This is a genomic window from Noviherbaspirillum humi (assembly GCF_900188095.1).
GTDB classification, from domain to species: Bacteria; Pseudomonadota; Gammaproteobacteria; order Burkholderiales; family Burkholderiaceae_D; genus Noviherbaspirillum; species Noviherbaspirillum humi.
Genome location: NZ_FZOT01000003.1, coordinates 176594 through 200871, shown reverse-complemented (window position 1 = coordinate 200871; position 24278 = coordinate 176594). Strand labels below are relative to the sequence as shown.

Sequence of the window (24278 nt, the reverse complement as noted above, 5' to 3'; positions counted from 1 at the left end):
TGATGTAATGAATAGATGGACCGATTATAGGAAGCGCATCGATAATAGTCTAAGCTATAAAATGAATCTTTTAATTCAGGAATTGAATCGGTGATCGAGCTGTTCCAGATGAAGTGCTTCGTCGCCGTCGCCGAGGAACTGCACTTCGGCCGCGCCGCCGCGCGCCTCTTCATGACGCAGCCGCCGCTGAGCCGGCAGATCCAGTTGCTGGAAGACGCCGTCGGCGTGACGCTGCTGGAGCGCACCAGCCGCAGCGTGCATCTCACGGCGGCCGGCAAGTCTTTCTACCGCGATGCGCGCGCCTTGCTGGCGCAGGCGGAGGCGGCGGCAGCGAATGCCCGCCGCGTCTCGGGCGGGGAAGCGGGGCAGGTGGTGCTGGGCTATACCGCGGTGGCCGGCTATGCGCTGATCCCGGAATTGATCGCGGCGGCGCAGAAGCGCTTTGCCGACATCGACATCGTGCTGCGAGAGATGGTGTCGGCGGACCAGCTCGATGCGCTCGCATCCCATGCGATTGACCTTGCGCTGGTGCGGCCGCTCGGGGTTGAGACCGCGTTTTCCTACGAGCTGGCAGTGCGGGAGCCGCTGCTGCTGGCCTTGCCCGACAGACATCCGCTTGCCGCCAAGGCGCGCATTCAGCTCAAGAACACGGCCGATCAGCCTTTCATCATGTACGCGGCGAAGGAGGGCAAGTACTTCTATGACCGCATCGTCAATCTGTATGCGGCATCCGGCATCAGTCCGCGCTATGTGCAGCACATCGCCCAGACGCACACCATCCTGGCGCTGGTGCGCGCCGGCATCGGCATGGCGATCGTGCCGGCGTCGGCGCAGCGGCTCGGCTTCGAGAAGGTGACGTTCCGGCCGTTGTGGCGACGGGATATGTTTGCGGAGTTTTATCTGGCGTGGCATCCCGCGCACCGCAATCCAGCGCTCGATGTGGTGCGGCGCTTCGCCGGCGAATATCTGCGCGGCCCGGGCAAGGCGCAGCACATGACTGGCGCGAAGATCTGAAGCCAGTGGCGACGGCGCACACGTGCGTCTCGGATACGCCGCGCCGCGCAGGGCGGAGAAAGCGGCCTTTCATTGATCCGGCATAAGCCGCACAGTCTGCGAGCGCCTATGATTGCGGCACTCGTTGTCAGAGATACGAAGTCCACCGGAGCTGGCGGTCGGCAATAATACCAGCACCAGATTCAAGCCCACCCGTCGCGGCGGGCTTCTTCGCCGCGGCACGCGCCGGCGTGCCGCTCCCTCACATCAACCGCCGTCCCAGCGCCGTCGTGGTGGAATAGGCATCCCTCAACAAGCTCGGCAGATGGGCTTCGTCGCCGCCATGGTGGCGCGCTTCCCGATACAGGGCGGCGGTCAGCACTATCAGATCGTTCACGCTTGACGCGGGCAGTTTCTCCTGCAGATCCGAAATGGCGGATGCATAGGCTTGCACGATGCCTTCAAGATCGCCTCCGACCACATGCAGCGTCTTCAGGCGGCCCAGGATTTCCTCTCGTTTCATGATGGCTCCTCCAGCGGTTGTACGATTGTGAGGGATGGGAGAGGGCGAGGTTGCTGCATTTAACATTCTGTCAGCGGCGTTACACAATGAAACCGCCTTGCGGCAATGCCGCTGCCCGGCATGGTGGCGACGATGCCGGGGTCGGCATACCCATTACGTGTTATTGCACACGGCGGACCGGCGTGCCAGTATCGCGGGACTGCCCTTTGATTTAATCCAGTATGTCGGCCGGACCTGCCCTTGCGCCATCCCGCGCGAATCCGAGGGTGCGGGCCTGCTGCATCATGATGGGCAACGATTGCATCGCGATGGCAGGGACCGGAACCACTTTTTTCGACGCGCCGTTCCGGACGTAATGCCGCAGGCCTTCTTCTTGCTTCGAGATGCACACAGGGCCGCCGGCGGCCCGCGCGTCACGCAACCGGTTCGTCTTTTCCAGGATTTGCAAGAGGGGGGAGCATCATGGGAAAACTTGACATGCAGGGAAACACCGACAAGGACGATTTCGTGTACGTCGGAATTTCGACCCTGCTGCTGTTTTTCGAAGAGATTTCAGCAGGTGTCGAGTATGGCCTCGCTGCCTTGAGCCGCCTGTTCTGATCCACGCCGTCACGCCCCGCGATCCCTGCTTTCCCCGGTACGGACCGTTCTTCGCGCTGCCGCAAATAACCCTTTTGCCAGAAGGACTTGGCTTACCTGCCCAAGGCTTATGCACAGGCTGATCCACAAAATCTGTGGAAAACGCCTTCGACGACATCCTCCCTGAAAACCCGATCCTCACGCGCTCCCGGGGCGTCGCCGAACAGGGGGCGGCAGTCCACCGGGGTTTGGGTAAAACGCGCCCGCTTCAGGGCAACGGCTGTACGCCGATCAGCACCCGATGCAGCCAGAAGGCAAATGCCGCCCACGCGGCCACGCCGATGATCAGCGTCGCGGCGGTCGCCGCCGCGCTGTTTGGCGCATCCGCCGCCACCGCTTCACGGTCGCGCCGGTGCGCGGCGATGAAGGAAGCCGTCGACCAGATGAAAAAGCCGCCGAATAGGATGATCTCCGCGGTCGATCCGTTGACGAGCAGGTGGCCGAGCGACCACAGGGCGATGCCGAGGACCATGGGATGGCCGACGCGGCGCTTGATTGCATTGTTGCTGGCATAGGCCGCCACCACGAGGATGAACGCTGCGAGCGTAAGCAGCGCGGTCACATGCCGCAGGCCCGGCGGCGCCATCCAGAAAACGGTGGATGCCTGCTGCGCCGCCTGGTAGCCGCGCCCCAGGAGCATCAGCCCCACCAGAGAAGCGACTGAATAAACGAGCTTCCATGGGCCGGCCCCAAAGCGTTCGATCTGCCGGCTGCGCCAGCCGTCGGCGACGATACGGATCGAATGGATGCCGACGAAAATGGCCAGTCCGAGCAGAAACGTTTCCATCGCCGGTTCCTTTCCTGTTGGCTTCGGTCCAACATCCGCCCCAGCTCACGAAGGCAAATGTCTTTGCCAAGATGCATAAATTGCAATGACAGTGTGAGAAATTAACGCATGGCGAGGCCAACTGTCATGAGGAATATTCAAAAACAGTAAAAGCCATAGTTATTTTCGGAATGAATGCCTGTAATCATGAATTGTTATTTTGAAATATAACTGAGCTGGGCTATGATTCCCCTGTCTCCTCTGATTCTCTTGAATTGGATTCGCCCGGTCGCCGCAAGGCCACCGGGCCTTTTTTTTATCTATTCTTATCAATTGAAGGATGTCTTATAAAAGACATCGGGATATCCACATTTCCTGTTGATAACATTGTGGGTAAGCGGGTTCACACCGCTTCGCAGCCAGTCTGGATGCGGCTCCCAATAGAATGCCGCTTTCGCAAGCATCCCTCTGGCATCCTTCCTGCCGTCCTGCGCTACACCACCTGGATGCTGGCAATGCCGATCGACATCAGGGCGTCCTCCATGTCGGCAATCGCGCCTTCCGGCGCCTGCGCCGGATCCAGCGGCTGCTCCACTTCCCCGAGCGCTGCGCCGTCCGCCGCGGCCAAGCTCACCCGCAGCACCGGGCCGTCGTCGCCTTCCGCCAGTTCAAGCTGCGCTCGGGCGGATTCGGCCGTCACGCCGCCGGCTTCGAGCATCTGCTGCACCTCCGCCAGCAGGCCGAGCATGTCCAGCTCCGCCTGGGCGGCGGCCTTGCCGCCGTGGAAAAGATCCTGGTAGAGGAAATCGATACGCGCCTCGCGCCCGTCGGTCACCAGGCAGCGCTGCAGCAGCGGCGTCACCCGCTGCGACCACTGGCGGAAGCGCTCGGCGCGCCCCTCGAAATAACGGTCGGCCGCCGCCTCCTTTTCCGGCACCTGGTAAAAGGGATCGTCCAGCGCCTTCAGCGAGAAGCCGAGCAGGAAGCGCAATTCGAGCGCCTTGTCCTCCGGCGCGAACTCCGACGGCGGCCAGCCGCTCAGGCTGCGGGCGATCGCATCCGCCGCCGTGGCCCGCTTGCGGCTCATGGCGTCGCTGGCTTCATGCACCATGGCATGCAGCTGGCAATAGCCGATGCGCCGAATCTCTTCCGGATGGTAGGCATGGCTCACCAGCACCACCCGCGCCTTCCGGCTTTCGAGGCCCTCTTCCTGGAAGCTGTCGCGCAGCCGCTCGAAGGCTTCCTCGTCCTGGAAGCACTGGTCGCTGCGCAGGCCGCCGGCGGTCTGGACCAGCAGGGGAACGACGAAGGCATCCACCTCCACATCCTTGCCGCCGTCGCGGCGGAAAATCACGTTCTGCGATAGCGCTTCCACATTTGCGCGCAGCACCACATGGGCTTGCAGGTCTTCCTCGTAGGTGCGCTCCAGCGCCTCGGCCAGCGCCGGCTCGCGCTGCTCCTTCAGGCAGATGCGGATCGCCTTGCGCAGCTCGGCCCGCGCCTTCTTCATGTCGTCGCTCAGCACTGCATAGTCGCCGGTGTCGCGCAGGTCGAGCGCGAGCGCCACCAGCTGATCGGCCAGGGATTCATTGCGCGGATCGATGGCGGGGCTGGACTCGGAAGTGGGCGGCTGTTTTTTCTTGCTCATGGAGATGTTTTCGGAGGATAGGCGTGAGACGCGGGAAGATGGCCGGAATTCCGGCCGCCCCCTTGCCGGTTGCGGAAAAAGGGGCTCATCCTAAACCATTTCAGCTGACTGCGGCCAGCGCGACTGGCCCGGCAGAACTGCCCGCGAGCCGGCGCATCCAAGCATGTACCGACACTCCGTTCGGAGCCGACATGACTTACCCCCACCTTCTTCGGATGGCGAACCTGGCTACATGCGCCATCCTGCTGTGCGCGTGCGCCGCTCCCGACCGCGCCGCCGTGATCGACTCGCCCAGCAATTCAGCGATGTATGCGCTCGAATTGACGCCCGCCACCCGAACCGTGAACGTGGCCCTCGGCGACCACGTGACCTTCGTCAGCGGCGGCCGTTCCTTCGTCTACAGTTTCGACGATCCGAACTACTGGCCGGTCCAACTCGACCGGGTGCTGCCGCCGGGCATGGTGGATCACCAGGTCACCGCATATGTCTCGCCTTACCGCAAATTCTTCGGCCGCGATTCCCGTTCCAGGAATTAGCTTTCATCGGGCACCGGTCGCATCGCGCCATCCGCAGCGGCAGGCATCAAGGCTGCCGGCCGGGCCGTCGCGGCGCCTGCGGATGCCAGTCCGCGATGGCCGGAACCGCATCGATCCAGTCGGCCGCCTGCAGCCTGGCCGACAGCCAATCCGCCAGCGCCGCCACCCGCGCCACCTGGCGCTTCCGCTTGGGCACATAGGCCTTGAACCAGTTCTCCTGCGGCGGGTAGCCGTCCAGCACCGGCGCCAGCGCCCCGCTGGCGAGCGCGTTGCGCGCGATGTAGAGCGGCAGGATGGCGATGCCGAGGCCGGCCACGGCGGCGCGCAGCAGCGTCATGTTGTCGTCGGCCAGCAGGCGCGGCGCGATGTCGACGTGGATCAGGCCGCGGGCGCTCTGAAAAGCCCAGTTCAGGCCGGAGGGCTTGAAGGCGAGGCAGGCATGGTCGCTCAACTCCGCCGGATGCGCCGGCCGGCCGCGGTCGCCCAGATAGGCCGGCGCGGCGCAGGCGACCACCCGCGTCGGGCAGAGCGGAATCTCCACCACGCCTTCATAGCTCGCCGTCCTGCCGCTGATGGCGAGGTCGAAGCCGCGTTCGGCCGGGTTCACCGAATCATCCTGCAGCGCGATTTCGAGCGTGATGCGGTCGTGGCGGGCGAGGAAATCGTCCAGTACCTGCCCCAGATAGAGCATCGTCAGCGTGGTCGGCGCCACCAGCCGGATGTGTCCTGCCAGCCGGCTCTCGTCCCGTTCCACGCTCTGCAGCAGGTCCTCGAAGCTGGCCACCAGCACGCCGGCCCGGGCGCTCAGCTTCTCTCCTGCCTCGGTCAGGCGCACGGTGCGGGTGGTGCGCTCGAACAGCCGCGTGCCGAGCGCCTTTTCCAGCTGGGCGATGCGCTTGGCCACGACCGAGGGCACCACGTCGAGCTGGCGCGCCGCCTCGCTGAAGCCGCCGTAGCGGGCCACCAGCACGAAAGTCTTGATATTGAGGAGGGAATCCATGATTTGTGCCGAATCGAGTTCAGTGATACTCAATATTGGCACAACCATGGCAAATAATTCCTTAATAAAATGACGTCATCACAGTGGGGTCTGTCCCGCTTCAGCCTCTTGCCCGACGGGAGCGGCATGGCAGGCGTCAGCAGACCGCGCAGGCTTGATGAAACCGAGGGCGCCAGCCCGCCGACGAGGAGATGAACATGACGCAGAACGCACCGGCCCGCAAGCAGCAGATGGCCGACCATACCACCCCGCTGATCAGGAATTGCTGGTACGTCGCCGCGCTCGCCGGCGAAATCGGCCGCGAACTGAAAGAGCGCACCCTGCTCGGCAAGACGGTGCTGATGTACCGCACCCAGGACGGCAAGCCGGTGATCATGCAGAACCGCTGCCCGCACCGCAATTTCCCCCTTTCCAAGGGCCGGCTCGATGGCGACAACGTGGTATGCGGCTACCACGGCATGAACTTCAATACCCAGGGCCAGTGCGTGTTCATGCCTTCGCTGCCGAACGCGCCCACCCATGCCCGCATTGCGTCTTACCCCGTGGCGGAGCGCGGACCGCTGGTATGGATCTGGATGGGCGATCCGGCCAAGGCCGACCCGGCCCTGATCCCGCAGACGCCCTGGCTGAGCGATCCGGGATGGAAGACGGTGAACGGCCAGTTCCATGTGAAGACCAATTACGTGGCCATGCACGAGAACCTGCTGGATCAGACCCACTTCCCCATCCTGCATGCCAAGACCGGCATCGGCACGCCGCAGTATTCCAAGTCCAAGATGGAGGTGCATGTCGAGGGCGACGTCGTGCATCTGTACCGCAGCCTGCTGGATTCGCCGCCGCCGGACATCTATGGCGTGCCGATGCGCCTGACCGACAGGAACGTGGACCGCTACTCCGACGGCTATTTCGCCAGCCCGGCGCTGCACTATGCCCATGCCCGCATCGTGAACAAGGAGCCGCGCGAAGGCGAGAAGGAAGAGTACCGCTTCACCATCACCCACATCTACACCCCGGAGACCCAGGGCTCCATCCACTACTGGTGGTTCAACAGCCGCGACTGCAACCTCGACGATGCGGACGCCGACAGGTTCCTGCTGGAGTCGTCCACCACCGCCTACCAGGAAGACGTGGACGCGCTGAACTGGATCCAGGAAACGGTGGAGAAGGAGACCGAGCCCTTCGAGGAACTCAGCTTCGGACCGGACCGGCCCGGCATCGCGATGCGCAAGATCCTGCTGCGCCTGGCGAATGAAGAGGCGATGGCAGCCGCGCCCGCAACGCAGGAAAGCGCCGTGGCGGCGCCAGCCGTGCAGCAGCCTGCGGCGGCTTGATATCGGCAACCGGGCGGGCGCTGCGGTGCGGGCGCAACGGTTTCCGGCCTGCGGCGCATCGCCCTCGTTGCGCAACCCCCGCTTGATCGAATCCCGGCGGCGCCGGGCGTCTTCGCCCCTGTGGTCTCCTCGCGGCACGCACCGCTTCACGGCGTTCGACCGGACAGAAGCCGCTGCATGAGCGTAGCCTGGCGATTTGCATCGTCCTGCATCGCCGCTGGAGGCACGCCCCACCCGGCAGGCCGGCTCGTTATCTCATGTAGCCTGCAGCGCAACCCCGGAAGCACGGGCGCCATCATTCATTCGCATCGCCGTGCGGGAGCGCGTTTCCCATAAACTAGCGATTGACGCGATAAAACCGCGCGACGATATTGTTCCTTTGTCAGGTAAGGCCCCGCTGCCGGATCGATGTAGTCCGCGTTCATCCGGCCGCGCGGAGAAACCATCAAAAGGAAAGCGCATGCCGAAGAAGGCCACCCTACGGGCAAGGATGCCGTTCGTCCTGCCCTTTTTCCGTCTGCAGCCGATCGGGCGTGTCCTGATGCGAATCGGCAACCTGCGCGTGGCCGATGATGGGATGCGTGCGATGCGCGAAGACAGGCGGGGCGCCTCGTGAATGCCAGGACGCCGCCGGCCGGGCCGATGCCTGCCGAATGGGCGGGCATCTCGGGCAGCCGCGAACTGATCGACCGCGCGCGGGACGGCATCATGCTGTTCGATGCCGATGGCCGCATCGAAGTGGCCAATCCCGCCCTCGAACGCATGACCGGCCACCCCGCCGGCGAACTGGCCGGGCGGATGGTGTCGAGCCTGTTCGAAGCGCCGGCCGATGGCGCCGACGGGCCTTCCCCGGAAAGCCGGGCCATTGCGCAATCCTGCCGCGCGATGCTGCGCTGCTTCGGCGGCGACCTGCTGGAAGTCACCCTGGAGCCGATCCGGCTGCGCGCCGACGATGGGCGCGAGCTGGGCGGCTGCTATGTCTTCGCGCACGGCCGCGCCGACACCGCGGTCCGCGACTTCGCCGTGATGGTGTCGGGCCGGCTGGCCGACAGCCGGCGCCAGAGCGAAGCGGCGCAAGACTCGCCGGAAGAGAGCGGCGATGCCGAACTGCGGCGCCTGCAAACCTTCAAGCTGGAACAGGCCGCCATTCTGGAACGCATCGCCATCGATGCGCCCCTGCCGGAAATCCTGGAAGCGGTCATCCGCATGCTGGAGTCCTACGCGCCGCGCTATCTCTGCTCCATCCTGCTGCTCGACGACAGCGAAACGCAACTGCGGCTGGCGGCTGCGCCCAGCCTGCCGCCTGCTTACACCGCCGTTCTCAACGGCCTGCGGATCGGACCGTACGCCGGTTCGTGCGGCGCGTCGGCTTACATGGGGCGTCATGTGGTGGCGCCCGACATCGCCAACGATCCGCTCTGGCACGACCTGCACGAACTGCGCGAGCCGGCGTTGGCGCACGGCCTGCGCGCATGCTGGTCGATGCCGATCTTTTCGGCCGCCGGCACCATCCTCGGCACCTTCGCCATCTATGCCCGCAGCCCAAGCGAACCCGAGGCCTCCGAACTGGCGCTGCAGCATTCCTGCTGCCATATCGCCAGTGTCGCCATCGAGCGCAAGCGCGCCCTGCAGGCGCTGAAGGAAAACGAAGCCCGCTTCCGCGAGCAAGCCTCGCTGCTGGACAATACCCGCGACGCCATCTTCACCCGCACGCTCGACGGCATCATCCTGTTCTGGAACAAGGGCGCGGAGCGGATGTTCGGCTGGACCCGCGAGGAAGCGGTGGGCGCATCGGCGCGCGACCTTCTGCATGAGGATGACGATCCGGTCAGCTTTGCCAACAACGCCCAGCGCATCGTCGCGCTGGGCGAATGCATCTTCGAGAGGGACATGCGCGACAAGTTCGGCGGCAGGTTCACCGTCGAATACCGCATGATGCTGATCCGGAACGAGGACGGTTCGCCGAAGCTGGTGCTGGCCACCCTGAGCGACATCACCGAGCGCAAGAAGGCGGAGGCCGCCGTTCACCAGCTGGCTTTCTACGATCAGCTGACGCAATTGCCGAACCGGCGGCTGCTGTACGAAAGGCTGCTGCACGCCTCGGCGGTGAACGGCCGTGTCGGCCGCTCCGGCGCGCTGCTGCTGATCGATCTGGACAACTTCAAGACCATCAACGATACCCTCGGCCATGACAAGGGCGATGCGCTGCTGCAGCAGGCGGCGGCGCGCCTGTCGCGCTGCATGCGCGGCAGCGACACGGTGGCGCGCTTCGGCGGCGACGAATTCGTGGTGGTGCTGGAAGAGCTGGCCGGCGGCGCGCCCGCCGCCGCCGCGAGGGCGGAAATGCTGGCCAGGCGCCTGTGCGAGGCGCTGGCCGAGCCGTTCGACCTGAACGGCTATGAGCATCTGTGCAGCGGCAGCATCGGCATCACCCTGTTCAACGGCACGGAGAAGACCGCCGACATGCTGCTCAAGGAAGCCGACCTGGCGATGTACCGGGCCAAGGCGGAAGGCCGCAACTGCATCCGCTTCTTCGATCCCAAGATGCAGAAGGCCCTGAACCGCCGGCTGGAGCTGGAGGCCGACCTGCGCTTCGCGGCGGCGAGGAACGAGCTGCTGCTGCACTATCAGCCGCAGGTGGATCATGAGGGCAGGGTGACGGGCGCCGAAGCGCTGCTGCGCTGGCAGCATCCGAAGAAAGGCACCATTTCGCCCGAAATATTCATTCCTCTGGCCGAGGAGACAGGATTGATGGTGCCGATCGGGCAGTGGGTATTGGGCAGCGCCTGCAGCGCCCTGGCGGCGTGGCGCGCCGATCCGCGCCTTCAGGCGCTGACGCTGGCGGTCAACGTCAGCATCTACGAGTTCCGGCGCCACGACTTCGTCGAGCACCTGCTGCACCTCCTGGCGCGCAGCGGGGCGGACCCGCGCCGGCTGAAGATCGAAATCACCGAGACCGTGCTGGCGAAGAACATGGAAGACACGGTGGAGAAGATGAGCGCCCTGAAGCGACATGGCGTCAGCTTCTCGCTGGACGACTTCGGCACCGGCTACTCGTCGCTGTCCTACCTCAAGCAGCTGCCGCTGGACCAGGTGAAGATAGACCGGTCCTTCGTGCGCGACGTCCTGGCGGACCAGAACGATGCGTCCATCACCCGCACCGTCATCGCCCTCGGCAACACGCTCGGTCTGGAAGTGATCGCGGAAGGCGTGGAAACCCTGGAGCAGCAGGCTTTCCTGTGGGGGCACGGCTGCTATGCCTACCAGGGCTACCTCTACTCCCGGCCGGTGCCGGAGCCGGCTTTCCGGGAGCTGGCCGGCAAGCGCTTTCCCCGGCCGCTCGCCGAGCCCGATGGCGAAAACTGAGCGCGGCGCGGCGCCGGCTGCCTGACCGGCAAGGGCTTGCGGCCGGCATGGGCTGGCAAGCGCACAGCATCAACTTGGCCGCATGGCGCCGCCGGGGTAGAGTAGGCGGCAACCAACCATCGTCAAACAGTCCAAAAGCATCTGCATGGCCTATACCGCCTACCTGCTGACCGAAGAATCCCGCAGGCGCATCCTGGAACGCTTTCCACCCAGGTTCGGCGACGTCGCTTGCCACCATGTAACGGAGCGCTTCGGCGTCCCGCCCGGCAAGACCCGTCTGCCCGAGCCGGCCGAGATCACGGTCGTCGGCTATGCATGCGACGCTTCCCTGGAAGCGCTGGTGGTGACGGTGAACGGCAGGACGCAGCGCCCCGATGGCCGCGTCTTCCACATCACCCTGTCGCTCGACCGCTCGCTCGGACGCAAGCCGGCGCAGGCCAACGAAATGATCGCCGCCTCAGGATGGCGCGAGGTGGAGCCGCTGCCCGTCGACGCCGTGCCGCGCATCCTCTGAGGCGCCGCCGCTGCTGACGCGCTTTACGCATCCGGTTGGCTTACAATCGGCGGCTATTGCGCCGGCAATTGGCCGCGCCATCAGAAAGGACCCGTTTCCATGAGCGTATTCTTCAAGCCCGTTTTCGATTCCACGGTGGTCGCCGGCGACCATGAACTGTTCAAGGCCCAGGGCGCGGCCGCGCAATGGGCCAGGCTGGTTGGCGCCGAGATCGGCGCGGAACTGGCGCCGAAGAAGATCGGCAGCGGCTGGGCCCTGGTCGGCACCGTGGATGGCGAGGAAGTGGTGTACGGCATCTACGGCCAGCGCATCAAGCGCATCAACTGATACCTGCATCCGGCGGCGAAGCAGCCGCGCGACCTCCATTCGGCAGCCACCATGAAAATCTATCCGGTCATCCATCATCTCGACGGCGACACCTCGCTCGAACAAGCCCGCCTTGCATTTCATGCCGGCGCCGACGGCGTGTTCCTGATTTCCCATGACGGCCGCGATGCCGAGCTGCCGCCGGTGGCGGCGGCGATCAAGCGGGCTTATCCTGAAAGGAAGGTCGGACTGAACATGGACGACCGGCCGGTGGCGGAGCTGGCGCGGATGGTGCCGGCGCTCGGGCTGGACATGCTGTGGGCCGACTATTGCGGCGTGGATTCGCAAGGCATCGCCGAGCTCGGCCGCGAACTGATGCAGGTGGCGGCCGAGCATCCGGGCCTGGGCATCTTCGCCTGCGTCGCCTTCAAGTACCAGAAGCCGGAGCCGGATCCGCCGGCCGCGGCGCGTTTCGCGCTCGAGGCTGGATTCATGCCCACCACCAGCGGCAGCGGCACCGGCATCGCGGCGCCGCTGGAAAAAATTCGGGCCATGAGCGCCGCCGTGGATGGAAAGCTGGCGATCGCCAGCGGCATGACCTGCGACAACGTGGCGCAGTTCGCGCCGCTGCTGTCCGCCATCCTGGTGGCGACCGGCGTATCGCGCGACGAGCACCATTTCGACGAAACGCTGCTGGCGCGCTTCATCGAGCTGTCGCATGCCAATGCGCGGCAGGAAGCCGCCTGATCGTCAACCCGCCTTTCCCGTCGCCTTCGCCAGCTTCAGGTTGAGCACGAAGTTCTCGAGCGTCAGCTTGGCGAGCGAGGCGACGAAGATGTATTCGCGTTCGCTCTCCGACATCGGACGGATGTTCTGCTCGTAATGCTCCACCACCGACAGGGCGATCAGGCGGGTGGCATCGTCCTCATCGATGTTGAGCATGCCCCAGTCGATGGGGTCGGTGAGTTCGATTTCCTTGATCAGCTGTTCGACTGCCTGAATGTCTAGTGCCATAGTGATCCGGTTGTTTGCCAGTGAAGCGCGATGCGCGCGGGGGAATCGTTGCATAGCGCGATTCATGCCGGTGCAGGGCTGGACCATGATAACCGCTTAAAGCGCGCCTCGGGCTGGCATCGCAGCCTGCATCGCGGCAATCAACGTCCCTCGTGGCGCCGATCAATCGCGGACCATGGCGGCAGGTGCACTCGATCCGTTCGGCGCCGCCTCGCATCGCGCCGGCATCGTTCGACCCGGCAAGAAGCGCCTTGCGCGGAAGCTTGCAAAATTCCGACTATCCAGTAGAATGCCGGGCTCGCAATCGCCTCGACGTCTCCATCGTCTAGAGGCCTAGGACATCACCCTTTCACGGTGAGTACCGGGGTTCGAATCCCCGTGGAGACGCCAGCTTCCTTCCAGGCCAGACGCCCAAGCGCAGACCACCTCGTCCATCGCTCCCGCGGCACCAGCATTCCATTCCCCAGACCCGCGGCGCAAGCCCGCCCCGACAAGCAGTTTCATGCCGCCGGTATTGGCATGGTCGCAGCGCTTGCGCCATCCCCCGTTGCGGCGGGATTTTTCCGGCGTCGCGCAGGTCTCTCGTTTCATACGAGCCGGCCCGGAGCGCCTCATGGACAAGCAGCCTTTCGATATCGACGACGCCATGCGGCGCATTCGGACCGCGGTCGAGCCCTGGCCGAAGGCGGCGCTGTTCCAGCTGGCGGAGGAAGGCTACGCCTCGGCCTTCGAACAGCTGGTGGCCTGCATCATCTCGATACGGACCTTCGACGAAGTCACCCTGCCGGTGTCGCGCAAGGTGTTCGAACGCGCGCGCTCGCCGGCCGAGATGTCCCGCCTGAGCTACGAAGAGCTGGACCGCCTCATCGGCGCCAGCACCTTCCACGAGCGGAAGGCGGGCCAGATTCTCGCCATCGCGCGCCGGCTGATCGAGGAGTTCGACGGCGAGCTGCCCTGCGACCGGGATGTGATGCTCTCCTTCGCCGGCGTCGGCCCCAAGTGCGCCAACCTGGTGCTGGGAATTGCCTGCGGGGCGCCCTTCATCAGCGTGGACGTGCATGTCCATCGTGTCACCACGCGCTGGGGCTACATTCACGCCGCCACGCCCGAGAAGTCCCTGCCGGCGCTGGAAGCCAAGCTGCCGCGCGAATACTGGATAGAAATCAACCGCTTGCTTGTGCCTTTCGGCAAGCACATCTGCACCGGCAATCTCCCGCACTGCTCGACCTGCCCGGTGCTGTCGATGTGCCAGCAGGTGGGCGTCGGCAGGCATCGATAGCCGGATTGAGGTTGCGACGCCGCGCTGCCGGCCGGGCGAGGCCCGACAGGGAAGGGCTGCGGAAGCCGCAGGGTCGTTTGTGCGGGATCAAATTCCGGCCGGAAATCGGCCCTGTCCTTACCGCGGTCGGCGCCGTGCCGTTCCGACCGCCATAAGCCGCGAGTTCGTCCGGCTGGCCGAGGTGTTAAAGCAGGCGGCCGCACGCGCCCCCTGTTTGGATTGACAACACGCTCCGGAGCGCTTTACCGCAGCAGCGATCAGCAGCGCATGCAATCAAATTGTGCAATCGCTATCTCCGGCAGTTTCAAATCCTGCATGCCATTCCTGCCATCCCGCTGTCATCTTGTCACCGATCGCCGGGATTCGCTTGCCAGTTCATCATTCAATCAGCGCAAATGCCTCGCAGGCAGGGCATTTTTCAAGCAACCGATTGTTTGCATCCGGCATGATCCGCTATGATGCCGGGGTGAGTTGGACTAACCCTTTTAACGCTCTCGACTCCGTGCCGCGCGGCGGCCGCTTGAGCATCCTCCTGTGCCTCCGGCACCCTTGACGCTATTGAAAAACATGCAGATCTTCCGTCTTTCCCATTCGTTCGGCGCCTTCGCGGCGCGCACCGCCTTCTGCGGCGCCATCGCGGCGCTGGCCTTGCCGGCCATCGCGCAAACCGTGCCGGCGCCGGTCGCGGCCGCCAAGAGCTGGACCGTTTTCGACGCCAGCACCGGCCGCATGCTGGCTTCCCAGGAACCGGGCATGCGCATCATCCCGGCGTCGCTGACCAAGGTGATGACCGCCTATCTCGTGTTCGAAGCGATTCGCGAGAAGCGCCTGCAGTGGGACCAGATGGTGAACGTGTCGCTCAATGCCTATCGGGTCGACAAGTCGTCCAGCAAGATGTTCATCGATCCGAAGGTGCCGGTGTCCATCAAGGACCTGACCTATGGCCTGATCATCCAGAGCGGCAATGACGCCGCCGTGCAGCTGGCCGAGGCCGTGGCCGGCAGCGAGGAAACCTTCGCCGCCATGATGAACAAGAAGGCGGGCGAACTTGGCATGAAGGGCACCCACTTCATGAACGCCTCCGGCCTGCCGCATCCGGATCATTACTCCACCGCCGAAGACCTGACCATCCTGGCCGCCCGCCTGATCCACGACTTCCCCGAAGAGTACAAGATCTACTCGATCAAGGAATTCACCTACAACAAGATCAAGCAGGGCAATCGCAACGTCCTGCTGTACACCGATCCGACCGTGGACGGCATGAAGACCGGCTATGTGACCGGTTCCGGCTACAACCTGATCGCCTCGGCCAAGCGTCCGGGCGTAAGCGGCGACTTCCGCGTCATCTCGGTGGTGACCGGCACCGCCTCGCCGCATGCCCGCGGCGAGGAAAGCCGCAAGCTGCTGGGCTGGGCCTTCTCCAACTTCGAGGCGGTCAAGGTCGCCAGCAAGGGCCAGCAGGTCGGCACGCCGGTGGTGTGGAAGGGCACCCAGCAGACGGTGAAGGTGGGTATTGCCGCCGACCGCTACGAAACCTTCGCCAAGGGCGCCGGCAACAAGGTCAAGACGGAGGTCGTCCTGCAGGACAAGCTGATGGCCCCGCTGGCGTCGGGCAGCAAGGTCGGCGTGGTCAAGATCAGCTATGACGGCAAGCCGATCGGCGAAGTGCCGGTGGTGGCGCTGGAGGAGGTCAAGGAAGCCGGCTTCTTCGCCCGCATCTGGGATTCGATCCGCCTGCGGTTCGCCTGATCGCACGCAGCAGCAAAAGAGAAGCGCCGGCATGCCGGCGCTTTTTTCATTTCAGCCGCGCCGGGCGCAGCCTTCCCGGCATGCGGCGATCAGGAGCAGGCGGGCATGCGCTGGCGCGTGGCCACGACGCCGGCGCTGTCCACGCCTTGCACTGCCGGCCTGGTATGGGCGCAGCCATACCGGCTGTCTGCCACGGTGCTCGGCGTGACGACATCGTCGCCGGCCGGCTTCACATCGTTTTCGGCCCAGTTGATCATCGCTTCGAACGCATCCACCTGTTCCTGGATCGTGAAGTCGCAGTGGCTGGGCGCGCGGATCGCCCGCTGCACCAGGAGGTTGCCGTTGCCATTCGCCTCCGCCCGCCTGCGATAGATCTGTTCCATGCTGAAGGGCACATACATGTCCCCCAGGGTATGGATGCTCACCACCGGCACCTTGAACTGGCCATTCACCTTCGGGATCCAGCGCAGGCCGTCGCTGCGCAGGCGGTTCGCGTCGGGGTCGCCGGTGAGGTCCTGCACCAGGTCGTTGAAGGTCTGTTCTTCCGCCGACAGCCCCGGATCGTCGTCGAGCTGATAGACGAACCGACGCGTGTCGACGCTGCTCTTGTTGAGGATGCCGTTCACCGTGCCATCGCGGCCGAAGGTGCCCCACACCACCGACTGCAATCCGCTATTGGCGAAGCCTTCGCTGAAGATCGGCCTTTCGCCGCCGGTGAGATGCTTCACCACCTGCCTCAGCTTCATGCCCTGATCGGTGGGGGCGGTGGTGAACGTGGTGAAGAGGCTGCCCATGACACTGCCGGCGATCGCGCTGAAGCCGGTGCTCGGCGTGTTCGCATAGCCGGCAAGCGCCTGCGCCGCCATCTGATAGGCGCCGAAGTAATCGAACAGCTCGGTATCGCCCAGCACGCCGCACATCGGCACCGCGCCATCGTATTTCTGCTTGTTGACGACGGTTTTGTAAGTCTCTTCTTCGATCGCCGCGCCGGTGATGTGGCCGCCCATCGAGTGGCCGATGATGTAGGTCTTGTGCGGCGCCCTCACCACGCGGCCGCGTTCGGCGGCAATCTTCTTGAAGTTGAGCGCCAGCGCATTGGTGTCTTCGACGCCGGCGCGCACGTCATACCAATTCTTGCTGTAGCTGGACGCGGCCCAGGCGTAGCCCTGTTCGATGAGGTGCCGGCGTATGGAGGGCATCGTCACCAACAGGTTCCCGACGGTTCCCACATAGCCGTGCGCATACATGACCAGCTTGCCGTTCCAGTTCCTGGGCACTTCGATGCGATAGGCGGCGCCGTTCAGCACGCCCGCCCAGCGGTCGGTCTCCACGGTGGCGCCGGCGAGGGCCTTGAAGCCGGGGCTGCCATTCGCCGCGGCCTCATAGTCCGTTGCCTTGGCCGGATCCGGCGCGACGAACGTGCGCGAGTTCTGCTCCCGAGCTTCTTCCATTACATTTCGCTGCGCGGCCAGGCTGACGCTGGCGGCGCTCGTGGCATCCGCGGCAGCGCCATCGAGCGATCCTCCGCATCCGGTCATCATGATCATGCCGCCCAGGGCCAGGCCGCCAACACTCAAAGCCGTTCTCTTCACGTGCGTCTCCTCTGTCATGGATAAAGTCGCGCTAAACGCGATCCGCGGCTGCTTCAGCACACCTCGCTTCGCATTGCCGCGTTTTTATCCTAATGTCGCCGCCGCAGCGATGATTGACATGGAATCGTCCATGAGCCGGCCGCAATTGACGGTTCGCAGAAAAATGAAACGATGTTTCATTTTTCTCGTTCATCTCGGTTGGGGAGCGCCACGGTTTGACCCGTTCATGCTTTTCTGCCAAGCTGAAGAGCCTGTCGTTCTGATTCTCGGCTTTCCTCAGTCACGCCGAACCGCCCGATGAACTCCCGCGCTTCGCCTTCCCCATCTTCCGGCCGTATCGCCCAGCGCCGGCAACGGATACTCGATGCTTTGGCATTGCCGCTGCCGCTGGACGGCATGCAGCAAGGCGGCGCGGAGGACCATTTCGCCGCGCCCGAGGAGAGGCAGCGCTTCGAAGCCTTCTTCCGCGCATTCGGCGTCGCGCTGCCGGACCCGGTGCGGCTCAAGACGCTCATTGCCGCCTGGCTTTATCTCGGCGGACGGATCGGCGCCAAGTTCAAGCTGCTGCTGTCCGATCCGCGCCTGTTCGATATCACGAAGTCATCGCTTCGGGCAGAAGAGGTGGACTACCTGCAGGCCTTGGCGCAGGCGGATGACATGCGCATCGCGCTGTGCGTGGCCAGGATGAACATTTTCGCCATCGATGGCGATGAGGCGGATTGACGTCGCGGGATTGGGGATGGCGGACCAGGCGCGGTCCAAAAGGTAGGATGATGAGGCGAAGCCGGGCGCTTCGCGTTGGCAGGTCCGCGACCATCCTGGCGCGGACCTTCTTCACATGAAGGCCGACGGTTCACGCCGCCGCGATCATGCTCCGCTTGTAATGCTGATAGCGCGCGTTCCATGCTTGCGCGCTGACGAAGGCCTCGCCGGCGCCAACCTGACCATGTTCAACGATGATCCACAGGTCGCCGTTGTCCGCATGCTTTGATACTTCCACTTCGGAGATGCGTTCGCCCACTACCCAGGCTTCGATCCGGTATCCGATGCCGGCATCGAAGATATGGACCGGCACGCGCCGCTTCGAGTCTTTCCTGTTTCGTATTACGCCGAGAACCATGCATTTCCCTCTTCAGTGATTCAGTGATCGAGAGCCATCAGAGTCGCGGATGGGCGCTTAGTTCCATGAGGAAATAGCGTCTGCGGCAGAGGCGTCTTCAAGCTTGTCCGCCTGTCATGTCGCTTGCATCGTGCGGATCGCATGGCGCTGGCACGCCAACATCCGCCAGCCGCCTGTGGGCGCCCGACCAACAGACGAGCGCCGCCCGCCACTGCACTTTTCGTCGGCGCTCGGAACGCGCCCTTGAAAAACTTCGAATATTCAATGACTTGGCCCTATCAATCAGGGGCCGGCGCGGGCTGGCACGGTCGCTGCAATAGAGAACCCCGAGTGAGACAACAACACTCGCCATCCCAACCATCCAAACGAAGAGAGAACCGACATGAAAACCCTGATCCTCAAAGACCTGCATATCGAATCCGAACTCGACGCCGCATCCATGGCGGCAGTTTCCGGCGGCACCGGCTTTGCCAGCTGCATTCCGGTCGGCTGCCTGCCGTCCTACGCCGGCCCGAGCTTTGATTTCGACATGAAGAGCCTGGACTTCAAAGCCTCCCAGCAGCTGCAGCAAAGCCAGGGCACCCTGGTCAACAACGGCAACAACGTCGCCTTTGCCTCCGGCATCACGGCCAACGTCACCCCGACCCAGAACGGCAGCAACAACATCAACTTCCATTGATCCACCCCCTACACCCTTAATCCCATTCACGCATCAGCCCAGGAGAGCCATCATGAAAACCCTCATCCTCAAAGACCTGCCCGTTGCCACCACCGAACTCGGCGCCGACGCCCTGTCCGCCGTCGTCGGCGGCTGCGGCTGGAGCATGCCTTCCTGCCTGCCGGCCATGCCGTCCTACTGCGCCCCGTCCTACGGCGGCCCGAGCGTGTCGCTGGACAAGTCGGCCACCACCTTCAACGCCAGCCAGCAGCTCGGCCAGCAGCAGAACACCGTGGTCAACAACGGCAACAACGCCGCCTTCGTCTGCGGCACCACTGCCAACGTCGCCCCCAGCCAGTGCGGCCACAACAACATCAACTTCGGCTGATGACAGCGCGGGCGGGGCGCATGCGACTCCGCCCCGCATCGGCTTTCTTCCCACGGAAGCCAGTCGGGAACATGCAGTGACCGGCTCGAGCTAATGAGCCTGCTTCGCCCGTAACCCCTTGCTGTCCGTAAAGCCGCCAATAAACCCTCTTCCCTTTGCCTGGAATCGATTGATGGAAATCAACGGGACGGGTTTTTGCCATCTTTGTGTCGATTCTCATGCGGCATCTCGCCACGCTGCTCGCTATGATTCCGCTTTTGCAAAAAACTTGCTGCACGCATCACGGTCGTAGAAAGAGTTAATTAGAGAAGTGGTCAAGGCGAAACAATGGCAATTGGCAGTGGAAAAGATATCGGCGACAAGCCTGTCGACGAGCAGGGCGAAGGACAAAGTGCCGGCATTCCCGCTGCCGGCGAGGTAGAAGGCAACAGCTTCAGTCCGATGGGCAATCCGGGGATGCGGCATTGGCAGACGAGCTTCATCACCGAGCCAGGCCTGGGCGACCGCGGCAATATCTTCTTCGCCGCCGTGCAGATGACGCGCATGCCGATGGTGGTGACCGACCCCAACCAGCCGGACAATCCCATCGTGTTCGTGAACCGGGCCTTCCTCGATCTGACCGAGTATGAAGAGGGGCAGGTCATCGGCCGCAACTGCCGCTTCCTCCAGGGCAAGGAAACCAATCCGGCGACGGTGGCCGAAGTGCGCAGTGCGCTGTCGGAACAGCGCGCGGTGGCGGTCGACATCCTGAACTACAAGGCGTCGGGGAAACCGTTCTGGAACGCGCTCTTCATCGGACCGATCTTCGATCAGAACGGCAAGCTGCTCTACTACTTCGCTTCCCAGCTCGACATCACCCGCCGCCGGGTATCGGAGCAATCGTATCTGCAGGCGCAGAAGATGGAAGCCATCGGCCAGTTGACCGCCGGCCTGGCGCACGACTTCAACAATCTGCTGCAGGTGGCATCCGGCAACCAGGAAATGGCGCTGGAACTGCTGAAGGGCAATAACGAAGGGGCCGTCAAGGCCATCGAGCGCGCGCAGTCGGCCATCGAAAAGGCTTCCAAGCTGACCCAGCAACTGCTGACCTTCGCCCGCAAGCAGCGTCTCGAACCGAAGCGCGTCAACCTGAATGCGCTGGTGGTCGAGTTCAGCGAGATGCTGATCCGGACCTTGGGCGAGCGCGTCGACCTGCATCTGGACCTGAAGCCGGGCGTGCCCTCCTGCGAACTCGATCCCACGCATCTGGAAATGGCGCTGCTGAATGTGCTGATCAACGCGCGGGATGCCATGCCCCAGGGCGGCCGGGTCACGATCGGCACCTCGGTGCTGACCGACAAGGAACGCATCGATGCGCATGGCCTGCAGCCCGGGGTGTACGTCGTCATCTGCATCATCGACGAAGGGGAGGGCATGGCGCCGGAAGTGGCACGCCGGGCGACCGAACCTTTTTTCACCACCAAGGGTCCCGGCACGGGGTTGGGCCTGGCCATGGTGCACGGCTTCGTGCAGCAATCCCATGGACGCCTGGAAATCGACAGCATGATGGGCAAGGGCACGACCATCCGCATGATCTTCCCGGTGTCCGACCGCTCGGCATTCGAGATGGCGGCCGAACGGCTGGCCGATCAGCAGGCGGGCAACGGACCGAACTGGAACGTGCAGGCGATCCTGGAGCGCAAGACCATTCTCGTGGTGGACGACAGCCAGGACATCCGCGAGCTGTCGCAGAACTTTCTGCAGTCGCTCGGCTACCGCGTGCTGGCCGCCGCCAGCGGCGAGGAAGCATTGGGCCTGCTCGACCGGTACGGCAATGTCGACCTGCTCTTCACCGACGTCATCATGCCGGGCGGGATGAACGGCTTGCAGCTCATGCAGCGGGTGCGGGAACGGCAGCCGGACATCCCGGTGCTGATCGCCACCGGCTACATGGATGACCTGTCGAGCGTTTCAGGCGCCGCTTCCCTTGCCGGCGGGGGGCGTTCCGCTCCGGAAGGCCCGCTCAACATTCTGCCCAAGCCCTTCCGATTCGCCGACCTGGCGGAGCGGGTGCGAAGCGAGCTCGAAGCCCATCCGCCCAGGAATCCGGTGCGCGATTTCCGTCATGAAGGGTGAAGGGCTCGCAGCGGCGGTTCGCTCTGCAGCAAGCGTCAAGGTCGGCACGCGCCGCCGTCGAGCCTGGAGAGAGCGGGCCGCGGCCCGCCGGCATCAGTCGCGCTTGCGGTTCTTGTCGAGGATGGCGATCAGGATCAGCACATAGGCGGCCAGTCTGATCAGGTAATACGGTTGCAGGTCTTCGGTGATGTCCGCCTGCTGCCAGAAGAATACCCGGTTGGCGCTTTCGATGATGAAGGCGGCGGCGAAGAAGAGAAAGAATCTGTCCCGCGTCACGGTCCAGAAGCGCAGGAAGAAGACGCCGGGAATGAGCCAGGCCATGGCAATGGCGCCTGCCAGCATCTGATTCATGGTGTCCTCCTCATTCCTCGTCCCATATCAAGCCGTAGAGCAGCGGCAGCATCGCGATCAGCGCCACCAGCAGCCGCCACAAGGAGAGATCGATCTCGGGGAAGACGATCCGGTCCAATACCAGCACCAGGTTGTTGATCGACAGGCCGGCGAAGCACAGCCCGCTCCAGAACAGCAGGCGCGCGCGCTTGCGCAGGTAGGCCCGCAGCAGCAGGAATGTGCAGAGCAGGGCGGTGCCGGCGCAGAGGAGATAGACGATCGCGCCCATCAGCCCGCCTCCCGCCACTTGAAGGCATCGGCAAAGCGCTGCGCCCGGTTGGCGCTCTTGGCGTGGATCAGATGGGTGATTTCCACGAGGTGGGTGGCATAAGCCCGCGCCAGGCCATCGATGACGGCGCCCAGCTGGGCCGGGGTTGGCGCGTATTCGAAGGCGTCGGGGTCTCCCTCGCGCGCTCTGGCGATCCCTTTCCTGACGAGATCCGACAGGAGCTTCCTGGCTTTCTGCTCCGTGGTGTAAAGCCTTTCGGCAACCTTGGCCACCGGCCAGGGCTGTCGCCGGTCGCGCAGCAGCAGCATCGCCTCCAGGTGGGGTATCGAGGGCACGGTATTCACAATGAATCGTCTTACGTCATCCGGGATGCTGTTGCTGGTCATTTTCCCGGTACATCAAGGCATGCAATCATGGGTGGAACAGGGCAATTCGGGGTGAAGCGGGAATGCGATCGCCCGAAGGATCAGAGAAACTGGGCCGCTTTCGCCGGACTGGCCGTGATGGCCTTCAGCAGCCGCTCATGATCGACCGGCTTCACCAGGTGGAGGTCGAAGCCGGCTTCGATCGACCGGATGCGGTCTTCCTCGAGGCCATAGCCGGTCAGCGCGATCAGCCTCATGTGGCAGGTGGCGGGATTGGCGCGCAGGGCCTTGGCGACCGAATAGCCATCCATCGTGGGCAAGCCGATGTCGAGCAGGATCACATCCGGTTTTTCCTTGGCTGCGAGCTCGATGCCGCTCGGTCCGTCCCCGGCGGTGATGACCACATGGCCGAGGGAGGAGAGCCGCATCGACATGATGTCCCGCCCGTCGACGTTGTCCTCGATGATGAGGATGCGGTAGGTGTCCGGGGATTCGCTCTCCGGCATTGCCTCGGGCGCTTCCGCCTGGTGGTAGATCTGCGGCAGGCGGATGAACAGCGTGCTGCCGCGCCCGATGCCGTCGCTCCTGGCTTCGACCGACCCGCCGTGCATGGTCACGAGCTGGCGCACCAGGGACAGTCCTATGCCCAGGCCGCCTTGCGGCCGGTCCAGCGTCCGCTCGCCCTGCACGAACACATCGAAGACGCGCGGCAGCAGGTCGGCCGACATGCCGATGCCGGAGTCGCGCACCGACAGGGTGACGTCCTCGTTGGTCGAACGCAGCTCGATATCGATCTCGCCGCCGGACGGGGTGTACTTGATCGCATTGTCCAGCAGGTTGGTGATCACCTGTTCCATGCGGGTCGGATCGGCGTCCACGAAAACGATGTCGGTATGGATGCTGATCTGGTAATCCCGCGTCCTGCCGGAAAACACCAGCGTCTCCAGGCAGGCATGGACCAGCTTGGAAAAATCGAGCGGCCGCTTGGCGAGGGTGATGCGTCCCGACATGACCCGGCTCAGGTCCAGCAGGTCGTCGACGATCCGGGTCAGCTGTCCGCTCTGGCGCAGGATGATCTGCCGCGCCTTGGTCGACTGCGCATGATTGACGCCGTCCATGCTCAGCAGGGTCGCCGCGCTGCTGATGGCGCTCAGCGGATTGCGCAGCTCATGGCCCAGCATGGCGAGGAATTCTTCCGTCGTCCGGTTCTTCTGCTCGGCGATTTCCCGCTTGTCGATCTCGGCTTCCAGCCGCTGGTTGATGGCGGTGAGCGCGCGGGTTTTCTTGTCCAGCACCTTGGCTTGCAGCTTCAATTCAAGCTTGTTGCGCGCCAGCGCGACGAATACGCCGACCTTCGCTTTCAGGATCTCGGGAATGATGGGGGTGAACAAATAATCCACCGCGCCCTGTTCATACCCCTTGAGCCGGTTCATCTCGTCCGCGGAGTAGGCGGTGACGAAGATGATGGGGGTGGAGGCCGACGCCTTGCGCGAATGGATCGCTTCCGCCGTTTCGAAGCCGCTCATGCTCGGCATGTTCACGTCGAGCAGGATGACGGCGAATTCGTGCATCAGCACGTGGCGCAGCGCTTCCTCTCCCGAGCGCGCCGAGAAGACCTGGAAGTTGAGTTCCTGTTGCCATTGCGACAGCAGACCGACCAGGCCGATCAGGCTGCCGGGGTCGTCATTGACCACCAGTACATTCGGAAGGTTTTGATTGGTCACAAACAAAAAGCCGTGGGATTGGAAGCAACTGCG

The 24278-nt window shown here is 63.9% G+C and carries 28 protein-coding genes and 1 tRNA gene; 17 read left to right on the top strand and 12 right to left on the bottom strand.

Features of this window, described 5'->3' with window-relative positions:
* Nucleotides 1-90 precede the first annotated feature (90 nt).
* Nucleotides 91-1014 (top strand): LysR family transcriptional regulator, encoded by a 924-nt coding sequence (locus tag CHB88_RS07370; RefSeq protein WP_342745492.1) that lies wholly within the window; start codon nucleotides 91-93, stop codon nucleotides 1012-1014.
* Nucleotides 1015-1255: 241 nt separating this feature from the next.
* Here CHB88_RS07370 and CHB88_RS07365 read toward each other — a convergent pair whose 3' ends face one another.
* Both CHB88_RS07365 and CHB88_RS07360 read right to left on the bottom strand, forming a co-directional pair.
* The gene (locus tag CHB88_RS07365; protein ID WP_089398663.1) at nucleotides 1256-1516 is read right to left on the bottom strand and encodes a hypothetical protein; all 261 of its coding nucleotides are present in this window, start codon (nucleotides 1514-1516) and stop codon (nucleotides 1256-1258) included.
* 211 nt (nucleotides 1517-1727) lie between these two features.
* On the bottom strand, nucleotides 1728-1964 hold the full coding sequence (locus tag CHB88_RS07360) for a hypothetical protein (RefSeq protein WP_143131163.1): 237 nt from the start codon (nucleotides 1962-1964) through the stop codon (nucleotides 1728-1730).
* Nucleotides 1965-1978: 14 nt separating this feature from the next.
* Here CHB88_RS07360 and CHB88_RS25110 point away from each other — a divergent pair, with 14 nt between their 5' ends.
* Nucleotides 1979-2116 (top strand): hypothetical protein, encoded by a 138-nt coding sequence (locus CHB88_RS25110; protein ID WP_176442366.1) that lies wholly within the window; start codon nucleotides 1979-1981, stop codon nucleotides 2114-2116.
* 247 nt (nucleotides 2117-2363) lie between these two features.
* Here the strand turns inward: CHB88_RS25110 and CHB88_RS07355 are convergent, their stop codons facing one another.
* Both CHB88_RS07355 and CHB88_RS07350 read right to left on the bottom strand, forming a co-directional pair.
* Nucleotides 2364-2942, bottom strand: coding sequence for an NnrU family protein (locus CHB88_RS07355; protein ID WP_089398661.1), 579 nt, complete (start codon nucleotides 2940-2942; stop codon nucleotides 2364-2366).
* 472 nt (nucleotides 2943-3414) lie between these two features.
* The gene (locus tag CHB88_RS07350; protein ID WP_089398660.1) at nucleotides 3415-4569 is read right to left on the bottom strand and encodes a DUF2863 family protein; all 1155 of its coding nucleotides are present in this window, start codon (nucleotides 4567-4569) and stop codon (nucleotides 3415-3417) included.
* Nucleotides 4570-4760: 191 nt separating this feature from the next.
* On the opposite strand from CHB88_RS07350, the gene CHB88_RS24290 reads away from it, so the two are divergent.
* Nucleotides 4761-5105: a CzcE family metal-binding protein gene (locus tag CHB88_RS24290; protein WP_176442365.1), complete on the top strand. Its 345-nt coding sequence runs from the start codon at nucleotides 4761-4763 to the stop codon at nucleotides 5103-5105.
* 46 nt (nucleotides 5106-5151) lie between these two features.
* Here the strand turns inward: CHB88_RS24290 and CHB88_RS07340 are convergent, their stop codons facing one another.
* Complete coding sequence (locus tag CHB88_RS07340) at nucleotides 5152-6105, bottom strand: LysR family transcriptional regulator (protein WP_176442364.1); 954 nt, start codon at nucleotides 6103-6105, stop codon at nucleotides 5152-5154.
* 197 nt (nucleotides 6106-6302) lie between these two features.
* On the opposite strand from CHB88_RS07340, the gene CHB88_RS07335 reads away from it, so the two are divergent.
* The 6 genes from CHB88_RS07335 (at nucleotide 6303) to CHB88_RS07315 (ending at nucleotide 12369) form a co-directional block, all read left to right on the top strand.
* On the top strand, nucleotides 6303-7436 hold the full coding sequence (locus tag CHB88_RS07335; RefSeq protein ID WP_089398850.1) for an aromatic ring-hydroxylating oxygenase subunit alpha: 1134 nt from the start codon (nucleotides 6303-6305) through the stop codon (nucleotides 7434-7436).
* 460 nt (nucleotides 7437-7896) lie between these two features.
* On the top strand, nucleotides 7897-8052 hold the full coding sequence (locus CHB88_RS25105; protein ID WP_176442363.1) for a hypothetical protein: 156 nt from the start codon (nucleotides 7897-7899) through the stop codon (nucleotides 8050-8052).
* Entirely contained in the window at nucleotides 8049-10802 is a 2754-nt protein-coding gene (locus CHB88_RS07330) for a sensor domain-containing protein (protein WP_089398657.1), read from the top strand. Before CHB88_RS25105 ends, CHB88_RS07330 begins: the two co-directional genes overlap by 4 nt.
* Nucleotides 10803-10947: 145 nt before the next feature.
* Nucleotides 10948-11316 carry a hypothetical protein gene (locus tag CHB88_RS07325; RefSeq protein ID WP_089398656.1) on the top strand — a complete coding sequence of 123 codons (369 nt, stop codon included), beginning with the start codon at nucleotides 10948-10950 and terminating at the stop codon, nucleotides 11314-11316.
* 99 nt (nucleotides 11317-11415) lie between these two features.
* Nucleotides 11416-11643 carry a hypothetical protein gene (locus CHB88_RS07320; protein ID WP_089398655.1) on the top strand — a complete coding sequence of 76 codons (228 nt, stop codon included), beginning with the start codon at nucleotides 11416-11418 and terminating at the stop codon, nucleotides 11641-11643.
* A gap of 51 nt (nucleotides 11644-11694) precedes the next feature.
* On the top strand, nucleotides 11695-12369 hold the full coding sequence (locus tag CHB88_RS07315; RefSeq protein WP_089398654.1) for a hypothetical protein: 675 nt from the start codon (nucleotides 11695-11697) through the stop codon (nucleotides 12367-12369).
* A gap of 3 nt (nucleotides 12370-12372) precedes the next feature.
* On the opposite strand, the gene CHB88_RS07310 is transcribed toward CHB88_RS07315, so the two are convergent.
* Nucleotides 12373-12636, bottom strand: coding sequence for a hypothetical protein (locus CHB88_RS07310; protein WP_089398653.1), 264 nt, complete (start codon nucleotides 12634-12636; stop codon nucleotides 12373-12375).
* A gap of 314 nt (nucleotides 12637-12950) precedes the next feature.
* Between CHB88_RS07310 and CHB88_RS07305 the strand changes: the two genes are divergently transcribed.
* The 3 genes from CHB88_RS07305 (at nucleotide 12951) to CHB88_RS07295 (ending at nucleotide 15664) form a co-directional block, all read left to right on the top strand.
* Nucleotides 12951-13026, top strand: a tRNA-Glu gene (locus tag CHB88_RS07305).
* Between the two features lie 223 nt (nucleotides 13027-13249).
* Nucleotides 13250-13915: an endonuclease III domain-containing protein gene (locus CHB88_RS07300; RefSeq protein WP_089398652.1), complete on the top strand. Its 666-nt coding sequence runs from the start codon at nucleotides 13250-13252 to the stop codon at nucleotides 13913-13915.
* Between the two features lie 567 nt (nucleotides 13916-14482).
* Complete coding sequence (locus CHB88_RS07295; RefSeq protein WP_089398651.1) at nucleotides 14483-15664, top strand: D-alanyl-D-alanine carboxypeptidase family protein; 1182 nt, start codon at nucleotides 14483-14485, stop codon at nucleotides 15662-15664.
* Nucleotides 15665-15753: 89 nt separating this feature from the next.
* Here CHB88_RS07295 and CHB88_RS07290 read toward each other — a convergent pair whose 3' ends face one another.
* Nucleotides 15754-17256 (bottom strand): alpha/beta hydrolase family protein, encoded by a 1503-nt coding sequence (locus CHB88_RS07290; RefSeq protein WP_176442362.1) that lies wholly within the window; start codon nucleotides 17254-17256, stop codon nucleotides 15754-15756.
* Between the two features lie 16 nt (nucleotides 17257-17272).
* Between CHB88_RS07290 and CHB88_RS24285 the strand changes: the two genes are divergently transcribed.
* Together CHB88_RS24285 and CHB88_RS07285 are read left to right on the top strand one after the other, a co-directional pair.
* Nucleotides 17273-17557 carry a hypothetical protein gene (locus CHB88_RS24285; protein WP_143131161.1) on the top strand — a complete coding sequence of 95 codons (285 nt, stop codon included), beginning with the start codon at nucleotides 17273-17275 and terminating at the stop codon, nucleotides 17555-17557.
* The gene (locus CHB88_RS07285) at nucleotides 17554-17979 is read left to right on the top strand and encodes a hypothetical protein (RefSeq protein ID WP_143131160.1); all 426 of its coding nucleotides are present in this window, start codon (nucleotides 17554-17556) and stop codon (nucleotides 17977-17979) included. Before CHB88_RS24285 ends, CHB88_RS07285 begins: the two co-directional genes overlap by 4 nt.
* Nucleotides 17980-18109: 130 nt before the next feature.
* On the opposite strand, the gene CHB88_RS07280 is transcribed toward CHB88_RS07285, so the two are convergent.
* Complete coding sequence (locus CHB88_RS07280; RefSeq protein ID WP_176442361.1) at nucleotides 18110-18376, bottom strand: hypothetical protein; 267 nt, start codon at nucleotides 18374-18376, stop codon at nucleotides 18110-18112.
* Between the two features lie 382 nt (nucleotides 18377-18758).
* Between CHB88_RS07280 and CHB88_RS07275 the strand changes: the two genes are divergently transcribed.
* The 3 genes from CHB88_RS07275 to CHB88_RS07265 all read left to right on the top strand — a co-directional run bounded on the left by CHB88_RS07275 (nucleotide 18759) and on the right by CHB88_RS07265 (nucleotide 21537).
* Nucleotides 18759-19055 carry a hypothetical protein gene (locus tag CHB88_RS07275; protein WP_089398648.1) on the top strand — a complete coding sequence of 99 codons (297 nt, stop codon included), beginning with the start codon at nucleotides 18759-18761 and terminating at the stop codon, nucleotides 19053-19055.
* 52 nt (nucleotides 19056-19107) lie between these two features.
* A complete protein-coding gene (locus CHB88_RS07270; protein ID WP_245844805.1) occupies nucleotides 19108-19422 on the top strand; it encodes a hypothetical protein in 315 nt (104 codons plus the stop codon).
* 327 nt (nucleotides 19423-19749) lie between these two features.
* Nucleotides 19750-21537, top strand: a complete 1788-nt coding sequence (locus CHB88_RS07265) for a histidine kinase famiy protein (RefSeq protein ID WP_089398647.1) — start codon at nucleotides 19750-19752, stop codon at nucleotides 21535-21537.
* Between the two features lie 93 nt (nucleotides 21538-21630).
* Here the strand turns inward: CHB88_RS07265 and CHB88_RS07260 are convergent, their stop codons facing one another.
* From CHB88_RS07260 to CHB88_RS07245, 4 genes are all read right to left on the bottom strand, one after another.
* On the bottom strand, nucleotides 21631-21888 hold the full coding sequence (locus tag CHB88_RS07260; protein ID WP_089398646.1) for a DUF5985 family protein: 258 nt from the start codon (nucleotides 21886-21888) through the stop codon (nucleotides 21631-21633).
* Between the two features lie 10 nt (nucleotides 21889-21898).
* Nucleotides 21899-22156 (bottom strand): DUF5985 family protein, encoded by a 258-nt coding sequence (locus tag CHB88_RS07255; protein ID WP_089398645.1) that lies wholly within the window; start codon nucleotides 22154-22156, stop codon nucleotides 21899-21901.
* Entirely contained in the window at nucleotides 22156-22500 is a 345-nt protein-coding gene (locus tag CHB88_RS07250; RefSeq protein ID WP_245844803.1) for a hypothetical protein, read from the bottom strand. Before CHB88_RS07250 ends, CHB88_RS07255 begins: the two co-directional genes overlap by 1 nt.
* 122 nt (nucleotides 22501-22622) lie before the next feature.
* Nucleotides 22623-24245: a response regulator gene (locus CHB88_RS07245; RefSeq protein ID WP_245844802.1), complete on the bottom strand. Its 1623-nt coding sequence runs from the start codon at nucleotides 24243-24245 to the stop codon at nucleotides 22623-22625.
* Between the last annotated feature and the right edge of the window lie 33 nt (nucleotides 24246-24278).